Annotated in this window: 14 protein-coding genes; 12 read left to right on the top strand and 2 right to left on the bottom strand. The window is 56.6% G+C overall.

Translation table 11 applies throughout. The features are described 5' to 3' along the window. The first annotated feature begins 1 nt into the window (after position 1). The 3 genes from otnI to D4A92_RS23215 all read left to right on the top strand — a co-directional run bounded on the left by otnI (position 2) and on the right by D4A92_RS23215 (position 2,138). Positions 2-769 (top strand): 2-oxo-tetronate isomerase, encoded by a 768-nt coding sequence (otnI, locus tag D4A92_RS23205; protein WP_203020258.1) that lies wholly within the window; start codon positions 2-4, stop codon positions 767-769. A gap of 22 nt (positions 770-791) precedes the next feature. Further along, entirely contained in the window at positions 792-1,688 is an 897-nt protein-coding gene (locus D4A92_RS23210) for an SMP-30/gluconolactonase/LRE family protein (protein WP_203020260.1), read from the top strand. A gap of 231 nt (positions 1,689-1,919) precedes the next feature. Then, positions 1,920-2,138 (top strand): hypothetical protein, encoded by a 219-nt coding sequence (locus D4A92_RS23215; RefSeq protein ID WP_203020262.1) that lies wholly within the window; start codon positions 1,920-1,922, stop codon positions 2,136-2,138. Positions 2,139-2,343: 205 nt separating this feature from the next. Here D4A92_RS23215 and D4A92_RS23220 read toward each other — a convergent pair whose 3' ends face one another. Continuing rightward, the gene (locus D4A92_RS23220) at positions 2,344-3,924 is read right to left on the bottom strand and encodes a flagellar hook protein FlgE (protein WP_203020264.1); all 1,581 of its coding nucleotides are present in this window, start codon (positions 3,922-3,924) and stop codon (positions 2,344-2,346) included. A gap of 594 nt (positions 3,925-4,518) precedes the next feature. Between D4A92_RS23220 and D4A92_RS23225 the strand changes: the two genes are divergently transcribed. The 9 genes from D4A92_RS23225 (at position 4,519) to D4A92_RS23265 (ending at position 16,092) form a co-directional block, all read left to right on the top strand. After that, entirely contained in the window at positions 4,519-5,601 is a 1,083-nt protein-coding gene (locus tag D4A92_RS23225) for a glycosyltransferase (protein WP_203020266.1), read from the top strand. Further along, positions 5,598-7,088, top strand: coding sequence for an ArnT family glycosyltransferase (locus D4A92_RS23230; protein WP_203020268.1), 1,491 nt, complete (start codon positions 5,598-5,600; stop codon positions 7,086-7,088). The genes D4A92_RS23225 and D4A92_RS23230 overlap by 4 nt, the downstream gene beginning before the upstream one ends. 20 nt (positions 7,089-7,108) lie before the next feature. Then, a complete protein-coding gene (locus D4A92_RS23235) occupies positions 7,109-7,843 on the top strand; it encodes a glycosyltransferase family 25 protein (RefSeq protein ID WP_203020270.1) in 735 nt (244 codons plus the stop codon). Positions 7,844-7,920: 77 nt separating this feature from the next. After that, a complete protein-coding gene (locus D4A92_RS23240) occupies positions 7,921-9,273 on the top strand; it encodes an O-antigen ligase family protein (RefSeq protein WP_203020272.1) in 1,353 nt (450 codons plus the stop codon). After that, positions 9,270-10,538: a glycosyltransferase family 4 protein gene (locus tag D4A92_RS23245; protein ID WP_203020274.1), complete on the top strand. Its 1,269-nt coding sequence runs from the start codon at positions 9,270-9,272 to the stop codon at positions 10,536-10,538. Before D4A92_RS23240 ends, D4A92_RS23245 begins: the two co-directional genes overlap by 4 nt. Positions 10,539-10,726: 188 nt before the next feature. After that, a complete protein-coding gene (gene glmS, locus D4A92_RS23250; RefSeq protein WP_203020276.1) occupies positions 10,727-12,553 on the top strand; it encodes a glutamine--fructose-6-phosphate transaminase (isomerizing) in 1,827 nt (608 codons plus the stop codon). A 48-nt stretch (positions 12,554-12,601) separates the two neighbouring features. Then, the gene (locus D4A92_RS23255; protein ID WP_203020924.1) at positions 12,602-13,168 is read left to right on the top strand and encodes a sugar transferase; all 567 of its coding nucleotides are present in this window, start codon (positions 12,602-12,604) and stop codon (positions 13,166-13,168) included. 30 nt (positions 13,169-13,198) lie between these two features. Continuing rightward, entirely contained in the window at positions 13,199-15,157 is a 1,959-nt protein-coding gene (locus D4A92_RS23260) for a polysaccharide biosynthesis protein (protein WP_203020278.1), read from the top strand. Beyond that, positions 15,154-16,092 carry an NAD-dependent epimerase/dehydratase family protein gene (locus tag D4A92_RS23265; RefSeq protein WP_203020280.1) on the top strand — a complete coding sequence of 313 codons (939 nt, stop codon included), beginning with the start codon at positions 15,154-15,156 and terminating at the stop codon, positions 16,090-16,092. The genes D4A92_RS23260 and D4A92_RS23265 overlap by 4 nt, the downstream gene beginning before the upstream one ends. 580 nt (positions 16,093-16,672) lie before the next feature. On the opposite strand, the gene D4A92_RS23270 is transcribed toward D4A92_RS23265, so the two are convergent. After that, positions 16,673-17,886 (bottom strand): IS3 family transposase gene (locus D4A92_RS23270; RefSeq protein ID WP_203020282.1). Its coding sequence is split into 2 segments (ribosomal slippage): positions 16,673-17,550 and positions 17,550-17,886, totalling 1,215 coding nucleotides; the frame shifts between segments, so codons are not numbered across the junction. Positions 17,887-17,916: the final 30 nt, after the last annotated feature.

A 17,916-nucleotide genomic window follows, 5' to 3' on the forward strand; every position in this document is an offset into this window, starting at 1 on the left:
CATGCCAAAGTTTGCCGCCAACCTGTCGATGATGTTCAACGAGGTTCCCTTCCTCGACCGTTTTCAAGCCGCAGCCGATTGCGGGTTTACGGCCGTCGAATATCTCTTCCCCTATGATCATAAAGCCGAGGTCGTGGCTGAGCGCCTGCAGGCGGCCGGCCTTGTCCAGGCACTGTTCAACATGCCGCCCGGCGACTGGGCAGCCGGCGAACGCGGCATGGCGGCCCTGCCGGGCCGCGAGGGCGATTTTGCATCGGCACTCGACACGGCAATCGCCTATGCAAAAGTGATCGGCACACCACTCCTGCACATGATGGCGGGGCTTGCACCAGCCATGGATCCGCAAGCCATCATGACCTACCGCGAGAACCTGAAGCGCGCCACCGACCGCACGGGCGAGGCCGGTATTGGTCTCGTCATCGAGCCGATCAACGGTCGCGACATGCCGGGCTACTTCCTCAACGACTTCAACCGCGCGGTCGACTTCATTGCTGACACGAATGCGGCCCATGTGAAGCTGCAATTCGACGTCTATCACCGGCAGATCCTGCATGGCGACGTGATCATGGCGCTCCGACAGATGGCGCCGGTCATCGGCCATATCCAGATCGCCTCTGTGCCCAATCGACACGAACCGATGACGGGCGAGCTCGACGACCGCAGGATCTTCGCCGAGATCGATGCGATCGGTTACCAGGGCTATATCGGCTGCGAATATCGTCCGGCGGCCGGCACTCGTGCGGGCTTAGGCTGGATGAACAAACTCTAATCTCGTCGGGGGCTTGGCTGCTATGCGTTACACGGAATGGTTTGAGATCATTGACCCGGCGTTCAAATCGCTGATCCTGCCAAATGTGCATGTCGACCTGCTCTACACCGGCGGACGCTGGCTTGAGGGACCGGTCTACGTGCCGGCCGCCCGCCACCTTCTCTTCTCCGACATTCCGAACAACCGGGTGATGCGATATGACGAGGTCAACGACACCGTGGCAAGCTTCGAAGCCCCCTCCAATTTTGCCAATGGCCATACGCTCGATCGTCAAGGACGGGTGATCGCTTGCGAACACCTCACGCGGCGTCTCACCCGCCGCGAACACGACGGCAGCCTGACAATCCTTGCCGATCGTTTTGAAAGAAAGCGGCTGAATTCCCCGAACGACGTGATTGCCGACAGCCGAGGCAATATCTGGTTCACCGATCCAAGCTATGGCATCTCGACCCCTTATGAGGGGTCACGCGCGAAAAGCGAGATTGAAAGCCGCAATGTCTACAGGCTGCGTCCTGACGGACAACTCGATGCCGTGGTGACCGACCTGGTTCAGCCCAATGGGCTCGCCCTGTCGCCGGACGAAGCGACCTTGTTCGTGGTCGACAGTGGCACAATGCCTGCTCGCCTCATGAAATATGAGCTTTCATCTGAAGGCAGTCTAAACCCCGGCAGTCTCTTCAGCGAATGTAGCAATGGGATGTATGATGGTCTGCGCCTGGATAGCGCTGGATACATCTGGACGAGTGCAGGCGATGGCGTGCATTGCCTGGATCACAATGGCCGCGTGATCGGAAAGATCCTGATCCCCGAAACGGTGAGCAATGTCTGTTTTGGCGGCCCTGATCGCAACCGGCTCTACATCACGGCAACGCGGAACCTGTATGCTGTTTATCTAAACGCGACAGGCCTACGGCCCTAGCGCCGCGGAACGGTTTAAAGCTGACCAACGGCGTCAAAAGCTCGCCGGCTCAAGCCATGGCGGGACGTCAGCATAAGTTGCTGCTTACGCACAGCATCAAACGGAATAGCGAGCCGTTTCCTTCGCCTGCACAGCTGCAACCGCGCGCTTCGCCTGCCAATACATCCACAAGCAGGCGCAGGTCGCAACCGGTCTCCCTCGCGAGCGCTGCGGCTGCCTGAAGCGTCTGGCGTGGGCGAAGTAGGGTCCTCGCTGATCGTGCAGGCCGAGCATCTCCAGCGATCCCTCGAAACCACCCCGGCAATCATCTCGCCACTCTTGAAGCCACAAGCCGCAGACGCCCTGCAAGCTGATCTCGACCCGGATCAAACCCACACCCGCATGGCCATCGAAATGGGTGCGGGACTAGGCCACCGGTTCAACTCAACCGGTCCATCTCACTTTGAGTGACTGAGCGCATTCCGCTGATGCCGACCTGCTACAAAAAGGCTGCCGGGGACCAAGCTAGCTTTATGCCAACAGTGGTCCTTTAGAGACCCGTGGCATCTGGCTTCCTCCGTGAAGCGTCGGTCGGCACGGCTGGTTGCTCAAGAAACACATAAATGATCGGAACGAAGGAGCCGCGTATGCCTAAGACAATCTAGAAGGCAATGCCTCAGCGCTTCAGGTTGACCAGGACTTCCATCAGTTCGGAGCCGGTCTGAAACACCTTCGAATTGGCTGTGTAGTTTCTTTGCGCCTCGATCATGGCCGTCAGTTCCTCGGCGATATCGACGTTCGAATCCTCCAGCGCACCGGATAGAATACTGCCGTAGCCGCTGCTGCCGGCATAGCCCATCACGATGACCCCAGACGAATTGCTTTGCGAGTAGACATTGCCAGAGACAGGATTGAGATTGTCCGGGCTTTGCACGTCCGCGATTGCAAGCCTGTATTTCGGCTGAAGATCGCCGTTTGAATATTTCAGGAAGACAATTCCCTTGTCATTGATCTCGTAGCCGACCACGTCGCTGGCAGCATTGCCATCCACACGGCCACTGGTCACGGCAAAATCGGAAGCCAATTGTGTCGAACCACTGATGTCGAGCCTAAGGCCGTTCAAGACCGCGCCGTCAATGGTCACAGCTTCGGTTTCAATTTCTGAAGGGCTCACCAGCTGGCCATTTGCATCGAAGGTCAATTCGATCAGCGACCCGGCAATCGCCGGGGTCCCGTCTATTGCAGCGGTGAGCGAAAACGGCGCAGCGACCGAGGTCAGGCCGGAGAAGAACATGTTGATGGTGCCGGTCGACCAGGTGCCCACGGTGATTGGCGGGATGACTTCCGGCAAAGGATCGATGTAGTTGCCAGCGCCGTCAAACTCGCTGTCATCGATATAATCCGTCGCGAACACTGTTCCCGCATGGTCGAACTCCAGATCCCAGCCAGTGGCTGTGCGGGTGTAAGTCACGCTGAATGGGCGTGTCACACCGTCGGTGTCGACAAGCGAATAGTTGCCCGTCACCGTTGACCCAACGACAGCCGACATATCGAGATTGCCAGCGATATCGATCACGGATGTCGGCGCAAAGGTAGGCGTCAATACCGAAAGGCCATTGAACTGAACATCCAGCTCCCAGGTGTTGTCGGCAGTTTTCGTGTAGATGTAATCAAGCAAGCGCGGGCTGCCCTGGCTGTCATAAGCGACAAGCGAAGTTGCCTTGGTATAGCCGACGGCGGCCGTCGCCGGCAGGTTCACATCAAGAACACCGCTCCGCGTTGGTGTGGCGGTCAGCGTCGCCGCTGACAGGTTGATCTGGGTCAGCCCGTCAAATCCATTGACGACAATTGTCGGATCTGCCGTGGACGAGTATTCGTAACCCATCAGGGTGAAGCCCGCAGCATTCTGAAGCGTGCCGTCATCCTGTGGAACAAAGCTGCCGGCTCTAGTGAGGTATTCGGTCCCGTCAGCTCCTTCAACGACAAAGAAGCCCCGGCCGTTGATGGCCAGATCGGTTGAGGAGGTCGTGTAGCTGAACGTCCCTTGGCTGGAGATTGCATAGCGCACATCTGTCTGGACGCCGCCGGAATTGTAAGCACCGTTGGTTGTGGGCAGGATCATCGAGGAAAACTGCACCGACGCCTTTTTATACCCCGTCGTCGAGGCATTGGCGATGTTTTCGCCAACAGTACTCAGCCGGTTCGCTTGGGCAGACATTCCTGAGACGCCCGTCCGCATGGTCCCATAAAGGCTCATAGCAACTCCTGATATGCAATACTGATTGTTTCGCCGCCTTAGCTTACGCGAGGCTTGCGATGAGACAGCCGCAACTCGAATCCTCAAGATAACTGGTGACACTCCTCTTTCCCGTCTCTTTGCCGGCGTCCCGAAACCAAGGCTTCGAGGCTCAAGAAACTGAGATCGTTTGAGGATTTCTGCAAGTGCAAACCACGATGCAGGCGAGAGAGGACTGTCACGATCATGCGACAGTTCGCCGATCCGCGACCCAGTGATAGCCCGGCCCCCACGCGAATGCCTCGCTGGACAGATCCCAACCGCGCCACAACCACTGTCAACCTATGGGACATGTTGTCGATTGCAAAATAGGTTTGACATGCATTGCCCAGGCGAGAAGCCAAGCGTCCTCAACAACCAAGCATGCTACAGCCTGTTGCTGCATCAGCGCCCAGATGCTACCGAGCCCGTGGGAACGGGGAATGCGGCTTGTAAAATCCCGGACGGGGACTTTGGAGTATGAGTATGATCACTCAGGACAGGCAGGTCAGCTTCGAGGGAGAAGGTTCCCCGCATGAGCTTCGACCATCAGCGAACCATCGATAGGCTGAACCTGTGCTGCCAAAACATATCTCGATCATTGCGCCGACCTACAACGAGGTCAAAAACGTCATCCCCTTCGCCGAGCGCGTGAAGACGGCACTCGCAGACCACGACTGGGAACTGCTCTTTGTCGACGACAATTCCGCCGATGGTACAGCTCAAAAGGCATTTGACTACGGCAAGATTGAACCGCGCGTTCGCCCCATCATTCGGTTTACCGATCGTGGTCTTGCCAAATCCAGCATCCAGGGCTTGCTGAGTGCCAGGGGCGATCTGCTTTGCGTCATGGACGCCGACGGGCAGCACGATCCAGCTGTCGTCATCGAAATGGTAGAACGCCTGGAGCGCGAGGGTCTCGATATCGTCAGTGCCGCCCGCCGGCTCGAAGACGACCAGGCTCTGGAAGGACTGTCCCCGCTTCGCCGCAAACTCTCGCAGATCGGCAATGCCTTCAGCAGTTTTGTGATCGGCAGAAAGCTCTCCGACCCCCTGACTGGCTTCTTCCTGATCCGCCGCGATCGTTTTCTGAAGCTCGCACCCGAGCTTGGCGATCCGGGTTTCAAACTGCTCCTGGACATCCTCTATACGGACAAAACGCTCCGCCATGGCGAAGTCTTCTTCGACTTCGGAACCCGCCTACATGGCACATCGAAGCTCGACAGCCACGTCCTTTGGAAATTCGCGACCTTCCTGATGAGCAAGATGACGAGGGGCATCCTGCCGGCGAACCTCATATCATTCCTGTTCGTCGGTGGCTCGGGTGTGTTCGTCCACTTTGCCGTGCTTTACGCAGCACTTGGCCTGTCTGCATCCTTTGCGACCGCCCAGACAGTGGCGACACTGGTTGCCGCGACCAGCAACTTCCTCCTGAACAATCTCCTGACCTTCCATGACCGGCGTCTTCGCGGGCCGCGTCTTGTATCAGGCTATCTCAAGTTCTTGGCCGTTTCAGCCGTCGGCATCGTCGCCAATGTCTCGGCAGCCACCCTTGCCTATGAGAACCTCATCCACGTGGTCTTCATCGCGACACTTGCAGGCATTGCCATCGACACGGTCTGGAAATTCGTCATCGCCAACAGGTTTATCTGGAAATGAGCAACAACTCCGCTCAAAGCCCCCTGCCCTCACAGACAGTCATCAACGCCGTCTGGATCCTCCTATGCGCTGCGGTCTGCCTGCAGATCCTTGTTCAGCTCGTGCATGTTTCGATGTTCTTCGATGGAGGCATCTACGCGACCGTTGCCAGAAACCTGGCAGAGGGACGCGGGACGATGTGGGCTCCCCATTTTTCAGAAACGCTCTTCCCGACCTTTGCCGAACATCCGCCGCTGATGTTCTGGCTGCAGGCAATCGGCTTTTCCATCTTCGGTGACACGATCGCCGTCGAGAAGGGATTTTCGCTTCTAACCTTCATCGTTTCAGCCACACTGCTGTTCAAGCTCTGGATGCGGCTCAACAAGGATGATGTCGTCGTCCAGAAGGCCTTTCCCCTTGCCCTTGTGATGGCGCTGATTGCCGGGCGGGTGAACTGGGGCTTTGCCAATGGCCTGCTCGACAACCTGCTCGCCGTCTTCTCCCTGACTGCGGTTCTGCTCGTGGTCATCGCCTATGATCGACCGGCCCCAGCATTGTCCGCAAAGCGCCTGGCGCTCGTCGCAACGGCGGGCCTTGCCATATGCTTCTCCCTGATGACGAAGGGACCGGTCGGGCTCTTTCCGCTCGCAGCCCCCGCCATTTACTGGCTGGTATTTCGTCGGCCGGCATTCCTCGTCATGGTGCTCGACAGCTTGATCATTCTCGCTGTAATCGTCCTGTTTGTCGCAACGCTCTACGCATTTGAAGCGTCACACGAGGCCTTAGATCGCTATGTTACAGCTCAGCTCGCCTCAAGCTTGAGCGGGGCCCGCGGCCAGTATGGCGGCGGGCTCTACGTCTTCCGCAAGATACTAGGCGTCAACGGCTACTCTCTCGCCATTCTCGCGCTCACGGCCCTTGTAAGCTGGCGCTTCGGGCTGGGGCGCAGCATTAGCCTCTACCGGGATCCGCGCTTCAAACGGGCCGCATTCCTGATCCTGATTGGGATGTCTGCATCTTTGCCGATCGCGCTTAGCCCCCGCGTTGCCAACTTCTATTTCAACACATCGCTGTTTTTCTATTCAGCAGGTTTTGCAATTCTCGTTTCGCCAACGATCATGGAAGCTCTGTCGCGACTGAGAGACGAGCGGGCAAAGATCTTCAGCATGGCGGCATTGGCAGTGTTGGTGGCTTCCGTTGTGATTGTCATCGCCAATATCGGTCGCTCAGGGACAGATACACGGACAATCGAACAAGCTACGGCTATCGAAAGGACTGTTTGTGCTGGTCAGAGTAACTGCAAACCGTCGATCAGCGCCTGCGAAAACGCCTGGCAAGACTGGGCACTGCACACATACATGCAACGCTTCTACAAAATCAGCATTGCCAAACAAGCAGAGGTGGTTGCCGACTTTATCATCGCCGATGCGAGCTGCGCTGATCTACCCGGATATCGACCGTTAAAGACAGACATCACACCATATGTCCTCTTGAAGCGTCAGGTTTGAGGACGAGCAGGAACACCTTCATGAGCATTCGATTATTCGCGATCAATCTCGATCGATCGACCGATCGCTGGCTAAGACTGTCGAGCCGGGCAAACGAACTCGGCCTCGGCGTGACCAGGGTCTCCGCTGTCGATGGCAAATGGACAGCGAAAGATGAGCGCGAAGCAACCGATGATCTCGCTTTTCGCCGCAACACCGGGCGCCTGATGCTCGCTGGCGAATATGGTTGTTACCGAAGCCATATCAGAGCGCTGCACACTTTCCTCGACAGCGGTGTCGATGTTGGATTGATCATCGAGGATGATGTCGAGTTGACACCCGATCTGCAAGACCGGGCAATGGCGGCCTTTATAGCCATGCCAGAGGCCGATGTGATCAAGTTTTTCAATCATCGCGTGGTCGGCTTCAAGCGAAGCGCAGCCTCGGCCCTTGGAGATCAGTTCGGTCGTGCCATCCACGGTCCTCTGGGGTCGTCGGCTTGCTACGGCGTGACGAGACGAGGCGCCATGCAGCTGATCAAGCACTTGACCATCATGCGCTATCCTTGGGATGCTGCGCTTGAGAGAGGCTGGGACCATGGAGCAAGGGTCTATACATCGCGCGACAATATCGCGACGATTGCACAAGGGGGGACTACAATTGCAACCCGAGACATCTACCGGTCTGTGAAGTTTCCCAAATGGAAACGGCTTGGCACTTATATTCGAAGGCTGCGCGATGATGTCGTGAGGCTCCAATATGCTTTGCGAGCGTGAATGATGACTATCGACCCTGCTTGAAGTTTCCGACAGAAACGGCAGAAAATAGGCACTAGACGATCCGAAACGGCATCATGAACACCCACCTCGACCGACTCTGGCGCTTGACCGACATGTTGTTCCTCACCGGGCTTGCCGTTGCATTGTTTCTCGGCAGCCAGGTCACGCCGCTTCTGGTGATCGCTGGTGTGTTGCCTATTCCCTTCCTCCTACATGCTCTGAAGAACAGGCACTATCACGTGTCAATCTGGAGCCTATTGATCCCCTTCGGCCTCTATTTCGGCTACTGTCTTTTCGCGCTCTTCTTTTTCACAGGCCTTGAGACTTCAGATCCAAGGCCCGTCAATCCAAGCCTTGAATCCTATGCGATTGCCATTGCCATGCTGGTCGTCGGACTGGTTCGCGGTTTGCAGATCAGAAACCTCGCATTGCTTTTTCAAAGGGTCATGCCCTGGCTGCTGATCGCGTGCTTCCTTGTCTTGTCCTATATGATGTTTGCCGGCATCCGTGATGCCTGTCGGGTCAGGGGACTTGCGCCATGGCCGTTCATCCCTGCCCTGTTGTTCTCGACGCTGACCTTCATTTGTCTGGTCGGTTGGGAGAAGCTGACCGGGTCTGAGCGTTGGCTTCGCGTCACCCTTATGGCATTCAGCATCGTCATCTCGACCACCTATACTGGATCCCGGGGCGTGGCCCTTGCACAAGTTGGGGTCTTCGGCGTCTTCCTGATCCTTGGTTTTCTGCCTTCGTTAAAGAGCAGAATCCCAAGCTGGTATCATATGGGCCTAGCCGCCGGCGCCGGTCTGCTGGTCTCGTTCTTCATCGGCGTGATGACCGACTGCGGCCCTGCGAGCCGCTTTTCATCGACTTTCGAAACCTTCCAGACCATGGCGTCACAGCTGACGGAGACTGAGGAGCAAACTGCCATCAACACCGTCCCGGCGCCGGAGACCGGGGAAGTTTTGGCAACCACACCGCCGCCAGCTGAAGTTGAAGTCAAAACCGATCAGGCAGCCTCAGTCACGAAGGATGAGGCCATCAGTCACCGCCTTGCCATGTGGGAGACGTCGGTCGCCGCAATCAAAGAGAGCCCGATATTCGGGCATGGCTCACTTTATCTGCAAAAGCTGATCCATGCGACCTATGGCTATGAGCACAACCACAATCAGTATCTGACCTGGCTGGTCACAGGCGGATTGATACAGCTCACGCTCGGGCTGGTTTTCCTTGCAATCCCCTGGTTCATATCAAAGGGGTTGTCGACTGCCGACAGGCTCGTTCTGACCATTGGTGTGTCGCTGTTTTGGGGCTTAGCGATGATGTTTGATGCGTTCTTGAACCTGAAATTCTACACGCATTACTTCTGTCTGCTCTCAGGTATACTCTATGCTTTATCAAACAGCATGCAGGACAAGGGAAGTAGATGAGCGCCACCCTCTATTTCGATCTCACCGAGGCGCTGATCTCAACCTCCGGCAAGCGCACGCAGTATTACGGGATAGCCCGGACGGTGCACGAAATCGGCCGGGAGTCAGCACTTCTGAAGGACGATATTCGCTTCGTCGTCTTTTCCTTTGGCACAAAGCAGTTCTACGAAGTGACATGGCACAAGCGAGCAGACGGAAGTGTCGAATTCGATCTGCCAAAGGATGTCGGCCAGAAATGGGTGAGGTCCTATTTCGGCAAGAACCCAATCCTCCCGTTTATCTTCCGTTTCTCGAACCTGATGACACAAAAGAAAAACAGGGATCATTGGCTGAAACATGCCGGACATCTCAAGCCAGTGGCAATCGAAGCCGGCACCTTCTTCTCCGCAGCCCGCCCGAAACTGATCGTAGACATGGTCAGGGTGCTGAATGACAGAGGATCAAAAGCGGCCATCGTACCATTGCTGCATGATTTCATGCCGCTGCATGACGGCGCAACGAAACGCTTTCGCAAGCTCGATCGCAACTTCCTGGCCGACAACTGCTTCCTGATCGAGCGGGCCGGCCAAATCTTGACGAATTCGAACTTCACGGCAAAAGAGCTCCAAAGCTTTGTGGACAAGGGCATGCTTCCCAGACCACGTGGCCCCGCGAACGTGGTACAACTCGTCCACCACTGTCCTGACGGCATCGAACCCTCAGAGATCTCCATACCGGCAGAACCCTATATTCTGACCGTTGCCCTTAATCTCGGCCGGAAAAACATTGAGGTTGTTCTCGAGGCCCTGCGGCAACTGCGTGCGAATGGAAAACTGGTGCCTCAGCTCGTGATTGCCGGCTCCCACAGAAAGCGCTTGCGTCGCTACGCATCTAGATCGGAATTTCATGCCATCCAGGATCGACTGATTTTCATCGACAATCCGAACCAGACCGATCTCGTCAAACTCTACAAAGGCGCACTTGCCTTGGTGATGCCAAGCAAGCTCGAAGGCTGGGGCCTGCCTGCGGGTGAAGCGCTCTGGTGCGGCACTCCGGCTGCCTGTTCGACGGCTGACGCGCTGCGAGAAGTTTGCGGCGATCTCGCGCTCTACTTCGAACCCGACAATGCTGCTGATTTGGCGATCATCATAAATGATCTGGAGGAAAAGGTTGAGTTTCAGCGCCGCATTCGGCAACGCATCAGTGAAGCAAAATCAAGTTTGAGGACCTGGCAGACAGTCGCCCGTGAAGCACTGGGGATCCTTGGTCATTTACCCCCCCGCTAAAAACCAATTCCGCTTTTCACTGGGCCGAACTGTCGCATCAAAACACATCCGATCGACAGCGCTTTACGACCCATTGAAAAGCGAAGACTGCCTTAAGACACGAAATGCAATTTGACCTCACGCACAATTGCCTATTGCGATGAAACCGCTAGGAAAAGCCGCGTGATTGTTATGGAACGGAGAATTTCATGTGCGGCATCGTCGGCATCGTCGGTAACAAGCCTGTGGCGGAGCGTCTGGTCGACGCCTTGAAGCGGCTCGAATATCGCGGCTATGATTCCGCCGGTGTTGCCACTATCAACGACGGCAAGCTCGATCGCCGCCGTGCTGAAGGCAAGCTCTTCAATCTCGAGACGAAGCTTGCCGGCGATCCGCTTCCCGGATCCATCGGCATCGCTCACACCCGCTGGGCAACCCATGGCGTGCCGAACGAAACCAACGCTCATCCGCATTTCGTCGAGGGCGTCGCTGTCGTTCATAACGGCATCATCGAGAATTTTTCCGAGATCAAGGAAGAACTGGCGGCCGAAGGCGCCACCTTCACCACCCAGACCGACACGGAAGTCGTCGCGCAGCTGCTCGCCAAGTATCGCCGCCAAGGCCTGGGCCGCCGCGAAGCCATGCACGAGATGCTGCGCCATGTGACCGGCGCCTATGCGCTCGCCGTCATCTTTGAGGACGATCCGTCGACGATCATGGCGGCACGCTCCGGTCCGCCGCTTGCGATCGGTTTCGGCGACGGAGAGATGTTCCTTGGGTCCGATGCGATCGCGCTCTCGCCCTTCACCAACCGCATCGCCTATCTGCATGACGGCGACTGGGCGGTCATCGGCAAGCAGGGCGCCCACATCTTCGACATCGACGGCAATCCGGTCGATCGCCCGGTGCAGATCTCCTCGGCTTCCGCCTACATGATCGACAAGGGCAACCATCGTCACTTCATGGAAAAGGAGATCTACGAGCAGCCGGAAGTGATCTCGCATGCGCTGTCGCATTATGTCGACTTCGCCAACCATACCGTTCGCGATGCAGCGAACGAGATCGATTTCGCCAACCTCCGTGGCCTCGCCATCTCCGCCTGCGGCACCGCCTATCTCGCGGGCCTCGTCGGCAAATACTGGTTCGAGCGCTATGCCCGCCTGCCGGTCGAAATCGATGTCGCCTCGGAATTCCGCTACCGCGAAATGCCGCTGTCGAAGGATCAGGCAGCCCTTTTCATTTCGCAGTCCGGTGAAACCGCCGACACGCTGGCTTCACTCCGCTATTGCCGTGACAATGGTCTGAAGATCGGTGCGGTGGTGAACGTCAAGGAATCGACGATCGCCCGCGAATCGGATGCCGTCTTCCCGATCCTCGCCGGTCCGGAGATCGGCGTTGCCTCGACAAAGGCCTTCACCTGCCAGTTGGCCGTGCTTGCCTCCTTGGCGCTCGCCGCCGGCCGCGCTCGCGGCACAATCACGGAAGCGGAAGAAAAGCAGCTGGTGAAGAGCCTAGCCGAGATGCCGCGCATCATGAGCCAGGTGCTGAACGCGGTGCAGCCGCAGATCGAGGCGCTGTCGCGCGATCTCTCCAAGTTCAAGGACGTGCTCTATCTCGGCCGTGGTACCAGCTATCCGCTGGCGCTTGAAGGTGCGCTGAAGCTCAAGGAAATCTCCTATATCCACGCCGAAGGTTATGCTGCTGGCGAGCTGAAGCATGGGCCGATCGCGTTGATCGATGAGAACATGCCTGTGATCGTGATCGCGCCGTTCGACCGTTTCTTCGAAAAAACCGTGTCAAACATGCAGGAAGTGGCCGCCCGCGGCGGCAAGATCATCTTCATCACCGACGAGAAGGGCGCTACTGCCTCAAAGCTCGAGACCATGGCCACCATCGTGCTGCCCGAGGTCGCCGAGATCATCTCCCCAATGGTCTATTCCATCCCGATCCAGCTGCTCGCCTATCACACGGCGGTCTTTATGGGGGCCGACGTCGACCAGCCGCGCAACCTGGCCAAGTCGGTCACAGTCGAGTAGCACAGCGTTGGACCTCAGATGCGAGCCTTGGGTACGATCGGACTTAAAATGACTGCGAAGCGAATTATTGACATACTTGCCTCAATTGCAGTGCTACTCGCATTCTCTTTGCCTATGGTTGTTATCGCCATTGCTGTGCGAGTAACATCACCTGGCCCAGCACTCTATTGGTCCAGCAGAGTGGGGAAAAATAACGAGCTTTTCCAGATGCCAAAGTTTCGAACTATGCGGACCAACACGCCAGCCGTTGCAACGCACTTGCTAGATGATCCATCCCGGCACCTCACCCCGATCGGCAGCTTCCTTCGCAAGACAAGTTTGGACGAATTGCCCCAATTATGGTGCGTTCTCATCGGACAAATGAGTCTTGTTGGTCCTCGTCCGGCACTCTTCAACCAGGACGACCTCATAGCCGCGAGAACTATGGAAGGCGTGCACCAGCTCTCGCCCGGTCTCACCGGATGGGCGCAGGTGAATGGTCGCGACGAATTGGCGATACCAGAGAAAGTTGCGTATGACGTCGACTATATGCGTAGATCCAGCTTTCTGTTTGATCTAAAGATTATCGCCATGACAAGTGTTAAGGTTCTAGGCTTCAAGGGTGTCTCCCACTGAAAAGCCTCCCCTTGGAAATAGTAAAAAGAGATGCGTAGAATTCACCTGCCGGAACACCCGCTTGTTCGTGCGTTGAGAGACAGGATTGTCCGGACACCACGGAGCTGGAAGCGCGTCTTCCTTGTGGCCTTAGACACCACTTTGCTTCTGGCCGCTCTCTGGGGGGCTTACGCGCTTCGCCTGTCTGAATGGACACCTGCGATTACGTCCGAACGACTTCTTCTCGCGTTTTTTGCGCCGATCGTGGCCATCCCGGTTTTTATTCGCCTTGGCCTCTATCGGTCGGTCATCCGCTATTTACCGGAGGCTGCGATCTGGACGATCATCATGGCGATGGCGATCGCGACAATGAGTTGGGTCATTGTCGTCTTTCTCCTTGAGATGTCAGGCCAGGGCATCGTTCCGCGTTCAGTGCCGCTGCTCTACTTCATGCTTGGCACAATCATCATCGGCAGCTCCCGCTTCGCTGCGAAATGGATCTTGAATGTCGGGACGGGCATGCGGCGTGACGAAGAACCAATCTTGATCTATGGCACTGGGCCGTCGGCCGCATTGCTGGCTCGCGCCCTCAGAGGCCATGGCAACCGCTATGTCATGGGCTTGGTCGATGACGACCCAGCAAACCAGGGCCGTGATGTTGCTGGCTACCGCGTTTTTCCCGGACACCAACTACCAAGCCTCATCGAGCGATATGGCATCCGCGAGATCGTCCTTAACCTCTCGTCTCTTTCACAAGAAACACGCCACTCAATCGTTTCCAGGGTGACCGGCCTTGGCGTAAAGGTTCGCAGCATACCGGATTTGTCCGACATCGTTGACGGTCGCTACATTGTGAATCAGATCCGAGAAATCGAGATTGACGAACTGCTCGGCCGGTCTTTTGTGCCACCGGACAGAGGGCTCCTTGCAAACGCTGTTACGCATAAGACGGTAATGGTCACGGGTGCCGGCGGTTCTATCGGATCGGAGCTATGCCGCCTGATTTCAGGGTGGAATCCAGAAAAACTGGTACTTCTGGAGGCAAACGAGTTTGCGCTTTATTCGATCGAGCAGGAGCTTTCGCAAAAAACAGGCTGCCAAATCGTTCCAGTCCTTGGCTCGGTGACCGATGAACGTCTGATCAAGAGAACGATCTCGTCACACGGCGTCAATGTCGTTTATCATGCCGCAGCACACAAGCACGTGCCCCTGCTCGAGGCCAATACACTGGAGGGCATCCGCAACAACGTATTTGGAACCCTGACAGTTGCAAAAGCTGCAGCCTCAGCAAACGTCGAAAGCTTCGTTCTCATATCTTCTGATAAGGCTGTTCGCCCCACCAATGTGATGGGGGCGACAAAGCGCTGGGCCGAACTGATCGTCCGCCATATGTCGACTGAAGCAAACAACCACGGAACGGGCCAGACCTTCTGTGCCGTTCGCTTTGGCAATGTCATCGGCTCGAACGGTTCTGTCGTACCACTGTTCAAGCAACAAATTGCCAGAGGTGGGCCGGTCACCGTCACCGATCCTGATATGACCCGCTATTTCATGTCCATACCCGAGGCGGCAGAGCTGATTGTTCAGGCCGGAGCTTTGTCATCCGGCGGCGATGTTTTTCTGCTCGACATGGGCGAACCGATCAGGATTGGCGACCTCGCCGAGAACATGATACGACTTGCTGGCTTCAACATCCGCCGAGCCGGCACCGACGAACCCGGCATAGCGATCGAGGTTGTCGGCAAGCGCCCAGGCGAAAAACTGTTCGAAGAACTATTTTACGACCGTCAGAACGCCAAGGACACTAAGCATCCAAAGATCCTGCGCGCCGATGCATCCGCGATCGGACATTATGAACTGACGTCAGCTCTGAAACGCCTTTACCAGGCGGTCGAGGGCGAGGACGAAGACGCAGCCAGAGAAATTCTGTTTTCAGTCATCGACGCCGAGAGAAAACATAAATTACCGTACTCGGCTGAAACACCGACCATTCTGGATGTTCAACCATGAGCTTGATCATGGTAACAGGTTCCTCAGGCTTTGTCGGATCAAACCTGGTTCAGACTTTACGCAACAATGCCATGAATGTGCGGGCAATTTCACGTAAGAACGGCCCAAACGCGGAACGCATTCAGTCATACGGTCCGGAAACGAATTGGTCAAAGCAGTTGCAAGGCGTAGATTGTGTCGTTCACTTGGCTGCAAGAGTGCATGTCATGAGGGAGACCGCGTCGGATCCCCTGGAAACTTTTCGCCAAGCCAACTGCCATTCGACGCTGAACCTGGCACGCCAGGCCGCAGACCTTGGCTTACGCCGCTTCATATTCGTAAGCACGATCAAGGTAAATGGCGAGCGGACGGAAGAAGGCCAGCCGTTCAACTCAGCCTCACCGGCAAACCCTCAAGACCCCTATGCGATTTCGAAGTTCGAGGCCGAATGCGGACTGTTCAAACTTAGCAAATCCACCGGCATGGAAGTGACCGTGGTTAGACCCCCTTTGGTCTACGGTCCAGGTGTAGGCGGCAACTTCAGACTGTTAATGAAATGGGCAAAAAGCGGTCTCCCGTCCATCTTCCCCAACGTGAAAAACAAACGGTCGATGATATTCATCGACAACCTGACAGATTTCCTGCGCGTGGCAATCAATCACCCCAACGCCGCCAATCAGTTACTTCTGGCGAGCGACAACGAGGCACTGTCTACCCATGAGATTCTACGCCATCTCGCCACAGCCTATGGGAAGACTCCTCGATCCATCGCGGTACCTTTGACCACCATGAAATATGCAGGAGAGATCCTCATGCAGCGACAGGCTGTGCTTCGATTGACCGAAAACCTAGAGGTGGACGTCAGTGAGAGCATGCAATTTTTGGGATGGCAGCCGCCTTACGGCACGAGTGATGGTCTCCTCAAGACAGTCAGAATACAGACCGCTCAAGCTTGACTGAACAGGCTCACGTTAACCTCAACTTCACCATGTTCCATAATTATGGATGCTAGCTGAAGGTAATGAGAGCAGGAGCGGGACATGAAACCTTGGCAGGTAATTGCGACGCTAGCCCTAGCCGTTATGCTTTTGAGAGGCGCCATCTGGGCGTTTCCTGAAGCAATGCACACCCGACAGCATATAAGCTGGATTGTAGAACGTCTTCCGACCGTTGAAGCATAGCGAGCGGCTGGAGCGTGTCGCGGAAAATGGGACTGGAGCGGTTCCCTGACTGAGTGGTGAGCGTCCTGTGAGATCACATCCCGCCCTCAGCCAGCACGGCCGAGTAGCTGAAACCGAAAAATCAATGGGGCGTAGACGGCGCATACTGAATGTGAGCGTCCGGCGAACCCATTTTCGGGTGTGGAGAGATGGAAGAGGTGGCTCGGTTTGTCTGAACAGCTTCGGGCGTTTCGCTAAGTGGATTTCCGCCTCGATTATGCCGCCACCATCATTGGTGCCAGCGCGTTGAAGTAGGCCTTATCCGGCGTCTGCCGGTCAAGGGATGGAGTGCTCCCCGTTTCACCGGACATGTCGGCTAGTTTGATTTAGCCCTGATGAACTGCCGAGGGGAAGCCATCTTGAGCGCGGAATGGGGATGGATTTCGTTGTAGTCCTCGATCCATCCGTTGATGAGCCGGAGCGCCGTTTCGGCGTCCGGTAGTGCTGCGATGCGGATATAGTCCCGCTTCAGTGTTTTGACGAAGGCTTCCGACATGCCGTTCGACTGCGGACTGGCCACCGGCGTGAAGCAAGGCGTCAGATTGAGCGCCTGGGCAAACAGCCTCGTGTCCCTCGCGGTATAAGCCGAGCCATTGTCGGAGAGATGCTCGATTGCGTGCGGGGCTCGGGTGGCTGCGAACCGCTTCTCGACGGCCTCCAGCATCATGTCGCGCACGTCAGAGCCGGAGATGCCCGCGTTGCCGACCGCCGTCCAGGCGATGATCTCCCGGTCGAAGGCATCGATGATGAAGGTGAGACGGATGACCTCGCCGTTCCAGCAGGTGAACTCCAGACCGTCCGAGCACCAGCGCAGGTTCGAGCGCATGACCATCACCTTGCCATCGTGGAGGCGGCCCTTGCGAACGGCCGTGTGTTTCTCCAGCAGCATGGCATGGTTGCCCATGATGCGATGAACCCGCTTGGCGTTGACGATAGGCTTATCGGCGGCTCGCCTCTCGCGATTGAGGAGCGCGGCGATCCGCCGATAGCCATAGGTTGGCCTTTGATCCACCAGCCTGCGGATGATGGGCAAAAGCTCTGCATCCTCGGCCTTGTGATAGGAGCCGCGCGGCTTCGATCTGCCTTTCAGGCGCTCGATCAGATTGGAACGGGACACGCCGAGCGTGTCGGCGACAGCCTTCATCGGGAACCGTCCTTCGGCAACAAGATCGGCCGCGATATCCGTTTTTTTGAGTCCGCTTTGGACAAGGCTTCCCGCAGGATTTCGACCTCCATCGTCTTGCGGCCGAGCATGCGCTCCAGCTCGCGAACGCGGTCCTCCAGCTTCTTCACTTCCGAATTGCCGACAACCGGCTCGTCAGAATCCACGGCTGCAGCACCTCCCTCGCTCAAGAGCCTGCGCCACCGGTAAAGCAGATTGGGCGCAACACCATGGCGGCGAGCGGCCGAAGACACCGTCTCGCCTGGTTCGAAACTCTGCTCAATGATTGTCAGCTTCTGCTCGGTTGTCCATCGTCTACGGCGGACATCACCCGTCAGCAATTCAACGTGTCGATACTCGTTAGACATAAGCCTGTCCTCAAGCCTGTGCTTGAGCCT

Origin of the sequence: Rhizobium rosettiformans (genome assembly GCF_016806065.1) — a bacterium.
In the GTDB taxonomy this organism is placed as follows: Bacteria; Pseudomonadota; Alphaproteobacteria; order Rhizobiales; family Rhizobiaceae; genus Allorhizobium.